We start from the raw sequence: 5,001 nt of genomic DNA, 5'->3' as shown, positions 1-5,001 counted from the left end.
TCGGTGCCCGCCGGCAGCCGCGGCCGCTCGCGCTCGAGCACCGTCTTGATCTCGTCCACGATGTCGATGATGTTCTCGCCGCTGCGCTTGGTGACCGTGAGGATCACGGCCTCCTTGCCGTTGACGCGCGAGAAGCTCTCGCGGTCCTTGATGCCGAAGCTGACCTGCGCCACGTCGCGGATGTACACGGGATCCGGCAGGCCGGGGTTGAGCACGAAGCCGAGGATCTCCTCGGCGCGCCCGACCTCGCCCGGCACGCTCACCTGGTAGTCGTAGGTGCCCAGGGACAGCTTGCCGCCGGGGATGGTCACGTTCTGCAGGGCGATGGCGTCCTGGACGTCCTGCAGGCTCAGGTTGTAGAAGCGCAGCCGCTCGGGGTCGACGTCCACGCGCACCTCGCGCTCGCGGGCGCCGGTGACCACGACCTCGGCCACGCCGTCGACCCGGCTGAGCCGTTCCTTGATGACCTGATCGACGGTGCGGTAGACCTCTTCGAGCGGGCGGTCGGCGGCCACCGCGAAGTTGATGACCGGCGCGCCGCCGAGATCGTACTTGGCGATGACCGGGTCCTCGGCATCCTCGGGCAGCTCCGAGCGGATCTGGTCAACCCGGTCCTTCACGTCGATGGCGTCCTGGTCCTGGCTCGTCTCCAGGGCGAACTGGATGACCACCTGCGAGACGCTCTCCCGCGACGTGGACTCCAGCTCCTCGATGTTGGCTAGGGTCCCGACCCGGTCCTCGATGCGCTTGGTGATCTGCGTCTCGATCTCGCCCGGCGCCGCGCCGGGGTAGACCGTGGTGACGACGATCACCGGGTAGTCGATCCTCGGCATCAGCTCGAGGTTGAGGGAGCGGTAGCCGGTGAATCCCAGGTAGAGCATGGTGACCACGAGCATGGTCGTCAGCACGGGGCGGCGGACGAAGACGCGCAGGAGGTTCATGTCAGTCCTCCACCGTCTTGACCCGGTCGCCGTCGGCGAGGCGGCTCTGGCCGAAGCGCACCACGCGCTCGCCGGCCGCGAGGCCGGAGGTGATCTCCACGACGCCGTCCGCGGACGTGCCCGTCGTCACGGGCCGTTTGTGGGCCACGCCGTCGTCGCCCACGACGAAGAGGGCCGGCCCGTCCACCAGCGCCGCCGCCGGCACCCGCACCACACCCGCGCGCACGCCGGTGCGGACGCGGATCGACACCAGCAGGCCCGGCACGAGCCGCCCGTCGGGATTGGGGAAGAGGGCCTCGCCGGCCAGCAGGTGCGTCTTGGGATCGGCGCGCAGGTCGAGCCTGGCGACGGTGCCCGCGAGGTCGGCGCCATCGGGATCCGTCCAGAGGGCCGTCTGGCCCGGCGCCAGCTCCTGCGCCTGCCGGCTGCCCGCGGTGAAGCACACCTTCACGTCGTCGGTGCGCGCGATCCAGACCAGCGGCTTGCCCGATTCGGCGGTGTCGCCCGGGTTGATCACGATGCCCGTCACGACGCCGCCCTGCGCCGCGATCAGCGAGGTGCTGCCCTCGACATCCTGCAGGTCGGCCGCGGCCACCTTGAGCCTGGTCTCTGCCTGATCCAGCGACTGGTCGCTGATCGCGCCCTGGGCGTGCAGCGAGCGCAGCCGTTGCACGTCCTTGAGCGTGTTGTCGTAGGTGGCCTGCGCCCGCGCGTAGCTGTGGACCATCGGCGTCGGCGCTTCGCGCGCCAGCCTCACGATCACGTCGCCCGCCCGCACACGGTCCCCCTCGCGTACCGGGATGGCGACGATGCGCAACGCGTTGGTCGAGGTCACCGCGTACTGCACGACCCCCTCGACCGTGCCCGCGAGCGAGACCCAGCTCTCCAGGTCCCCGCGCTCGGCGCTCTCGACCTCCACCGGCTTGCCGGCGGCGGCCTGCGCCGACTCGAGGCTGGCCGGCGCCTGCGTCCGGCCCAGGGCCTGGAAGCGGACGGCGAACGCCACCGCGACCACCACCAGGGCGACGATCAGGATGATGCGCTTCTTCATGATGCCGTACCTCCGTCGCCGACCGCGAGATCCAGGGCGGCCCGGGCGAGGTTCGATGAGTGGAGGGCGGAGGCGAGGTGCGCCCGCGCCGTCGAAAGGGCCAGTTCCGCATCCAAGCGTTCCAGCGGCGTGCCGATGCCGTTCTCCAGCCGCACCGTCGCCAGGCGGTAGGTCTCCTGCGCGAGGCGTACGGTCTCCCGCGCCCCCTCCAGGGCCGCGAGCGCGTTCTGCAGCGAGAGGGCCGCCTGCTGCACCGCGAGCTCGCGGTCCTGCAGGACCCGCGACTGCTCGAGCCGGGCGATCCGCAGCTCCGCGCGCGCGCCGTCGATGCCGGCCTTCGCGCGCAGCCCGTCGAAGATCGGCACCTGCACGGCGAGGGCGACCTGGCTGCTGCCGGCGGTCTCGCCGGACCCGGGCATCAGGTCGTCGTCCCACTGGCCCTGCACGGCGTAGTTGCCCGAGAGCTGGACGACCGGCCCGCGCCCGGCCTCTTCCAGGCCGACCTGCCGCTCGCGCGCGACCACCATCGCGGCCAGCGCCTTCAGCTCCGGGCTCGACGCGCGCATCCGCTCCAGGAGGATCTCGACCGGCGCGGACGGCGACGCCTGGGACAGCGTGTCGGCCGGCGCCACTGCGGCGCCGCAGACGCGGGCGAGCGCGAGCAGGGCGAGGTCGGCCCGGTTGCGCGCCAGCACGACGCGGGGTCGGTGGTTCGCCAGCTCGACCTCGGCGCGCAGCCCGTCGAAACGGCTGATGCTGCCCTGCTCGAGGCCGACCCGCGCCAGCCGCGCCGCCTCCTCGGTCTCGGCGAGCGCCAGGTCGGCGTTGGCCAGCTCGGCCCGCGCGAGCAGGACGTCGAAGTAGGCGGCCGTCGCCGCGTAGCGCACGTAGTCGCGCACCGCGGTCTCCCGGTAGCGGGCCGCGTCGAGGTAGCCGCGCGCCGCGCCCACGGACGACGAGAGCCGGCCCGCGGTCCAGACGTTCACCCGGGCGGTGAGGGCGCCGGCCAGCTCGTAGTCGCCGCCCGTCTCGATCTTGTTGGCGCCGCCGAAGCCGGCCGCGAAGGCCGGCGGCAGGAACATGACCGGCTTCTTCAGGTTCGCCGCGTATTGGCCGGCGAGGTCGAGGGTCGGCAGGCGCCCGGAGCGGGCGGCGGCGACCTGCGCCTCGGCGGCGGTCACGGTCTCGCGCGCCTGCTGCACGGTCTGGTCGCTGGCCAGTGCCAGCTTCACCGCCTCCTCGAGGCCGACCGGGGTCTGCCCGTGCGCCAGGGCGGCCCAGCCCAGCAGCGCGACGAGCGGCAGGATGCGTTTCATCGGGACACCTCGCCGCGGTTCAGGTGGGGCAGGACCATCAGTTCCATGATGCGGTCGGGGATGTCGGCGTAGGGGTCGGCGTCCTCGCGACTCGCGAGTTCCTCCACGATGGCCTCGCCCGCGCCCATCAGCATGGTTGCGAGCAGGTGCGTGTCGAGGGGGCGCAGGTCGCCCGCCGCGACCGCCCGGTCCAGGAGATCCCTGATGCGGCCCATGAACAGGTTGCGGACCGGCCGGTCCGTGTTCATGGTCCGGCCGAGGCGCTCGGCGACCTCGACCCGGATGATGCCCCGCTTGCTCATCGCGAAGTCGAAGCCCGTCTGCAGGACGTTCAGCAGAGCGACCAGCGGCGGCGTGTCGCCGTCGATCACGTTCTCGAAGATGGTCACCATCTCCTGGAGCCCCCGCGCCTGGATGCTGCGGAAGAGGTCTTCCTTGGAGGGGAACAGCGTGTAGAGTTTGCCGACGGAGAAGTCCACCTTCTCGGCGATCTGTTGCATGCTCGTGCCGTGGAAGCCCTGGGCGACGAACAGTTCGAGCGCGGCGTCGAGGATCTCGTCGAGGTCCTCTTGGCGGCGGCGAGACCTGCGGGCTTCGGTCATCGTGGTACTCCCAGGAAAGGGATGCGCCGAATCGAATCAATATTCGAAATATGAATATACATTCATTTTTTATCCGGCACAAGGTCCGATTTCGGACAGGGCGGATCAATCCATGTAACATTATGTGTAATAGATAGTTGACGATCCGGCTGCCGAGGTGGGATGATCCGCGCATGGAGCGCTACCGATGACCGCACAGGTGTTCCCGTTGCACCCGTTCGCCGCTGCGGATCCCCCCGGTGGGTTGCGTCTCGAGGCCGCGGCGTTCCGTGTCGGCGACATCCTACGGGTGGAATTCCGCCTGGAGGGCGTGTTGCCGGCGATCGTGCCGGCCATTTCGCCGGGTGGCGGGCTGCGGCGCGACAACCTTTGGAACGGCACCTGCTTCGAGGCCTTCGTCGCCATTTCCGGCGCGCCCCGCTACATCGAGGTCAACGTTTCGCCGGCGCGGGATTGGAACGTGTACCTGTTCGACGGCTACCGAACCGGCATGCGGCCGGACACCACGCTGTCGGATCTTGCGCGCACGGCGGCAGCGTCGGGCGAGACTCTCGTCACGACGTTCTACCTTCCGCTCGCGAGCTTGGCGTCCGGGAACCTCGGGTTGGACGTCGGTCTCGCGGCAGTGATCCGGCACGCCGACGGCCGCCTCGAGCACTGGGCGTTGGCCCATCCAGGCGACAAACCCGACTTCCACCTGCGCGAAGGGTTCCTGCAGCGGCTTTGAGGCCACGGTCGGACGTTCCTTCGCCTGCACATCCGAATTTTACCCTCAGCGACGGCGGGATATGATAGGATTAATTCCATCCTGTTTCATGGGTGGACTCGTTCCCAGGGAGATCGACATGGCCTTTCCGACCCCGACCCGCCGCGGGCCATCACCTGCGATTCGCTCCTGCGGCTTGCTGGCCGCCCTCTTCTGTTGCCTGATCCCGGTCGCCGCCCACAGTTCGGCCTGGCTCGTCCCGGCCGGCGGCGAGACCTGGACGGCCGGCACCTCGCACACCCTGGTCTGGTCGGGCGGGACGGCGACGGTCTTCGGACTGGGCGCCTACGAGCTGCCCTCCAACGTCTTCACGCCGATTTCCCCC

The 5,001-nt window shown here is 70.1% G+C and carries 6 protein-coding genes; 2 read left to right on the top strand and 4 right to left on the bottom strand.

Going from position 1 to position 5,001, the window contains the following annotated elements; all coding sequences use genetic code 11:
- The 4 genes from Q7W29_00210 to Q7W29_00195 form a co-directional block, all read right to left on the bottom strand.
- The coding region (locus tag Q7W29_00210) for an efflux RND transporter permease subunit (GenBank protein ID MDO9170236.1) at positions 1–941 on the bottom strand (941 nt) is incomplete at its 3' end.
- A gap of 1 nt (position 942) precedes the next feature.
- A complete protein-coding gene (locus Q7W29_00205) occupies positions 943–1,992 on the bottom strand; it encodes an efflux RND transporter periplasmic adaptor subunit (GenBank protein ID MDO9170235.1) in 1,050 nt (349 codons plus the stop codon).
- Positions 1,989–3,308 carry a TolC family protein gene (locus Q7W29_00200; GenBank protein MDO9170234.1) on the bottom strand — a complete coding sequence of 440 codons (1,320 nt, stop codon included), beginning with the start codon at positions 3,306–3,308 and terminating at the stop codon, positions 1,989–1,991. The genes Q7W29_00205 and Q7W29_00200 overlap by 4 nt, the downstream gene beginning before the upstream one ends.
- Entirely contained in the window at positions 3,305–3,910 is a 606-nt protein-coding gene (locus Q7W29_00195) for a TetR/AcrR family transcriptional regulator (GenBank protein ID MDO9170233.1), read from the bottom strand. Before Q7W29_00195 ends, Q7W29_00200 begins: the two co-directional genes overlap by 4 nt.
- Positions 3,911–4,097: 187 nt before the next feature.
- On the opposite strand from Q7W29_00195, the gene Q7W29_00190 reads away from it, so the two are divergent.
- Positions 4,098–4,637, top strand: a complete 540-nt coding sequence (locus tag Q7W29_00190) for a DOMON-like domain-containing protein (protein ID MDO9170232.1) — start codon at positions 4,098–4,100, stop codon at positions 4,635–4,637.
- 118 nt (positions 4,638–4,755) lie between these two features.
- Positions 4,756–5,001: hypothetical protein (locus Q7W29_00185; protein ID MDO9170231.1), on the top strand; the 246-nt coding region annotated here is incomplete at its 3' end.

The sequence above is a fragment of the bacterium genome, assembly GCA_030654305.1.
Taxonomy (GTDB): domain Bacteria; phylum Krumholzibacteriota; class Krumholzibacteriia; order LZORAL124-64-63; family LZORAL124-64-63; genus PNOJ01.
This window is presented reverse-complemented; position numbering and strand designations above follow the sequence as displayed.

Coding starts and splice junctions, on each gene's coding strand:
- Q7W29_00190 (MDO9170232.1), top strand. CDS start 4,098: ATGACCGCACAGGTGTTCCCGTTGCACCCGTTCGCCGCTGCGGATCCC.
- Q7W29_00200 (MDO9170234.1), bottom strand. CDS start 3,308: ATGAAACGCATCCTGCCGCTCGTCGCGCTGCTGGGCTGGGCCGCCCTG.
- Q7W29_00195 (MDO9170233.1), bottom strand. CDS start 3,910: ATGACCGAAGCCCGCAGGTCTCGCCGCCGCCAAGAGGACCTCGACGAG.
- Q7W29_00205 (MDO9170235.1), bottom strand. CDS start 1,992: ATGAAGAAGCGCATCATCCTGATCGTCGCCCTGGTGGTGGTCGCGGTG.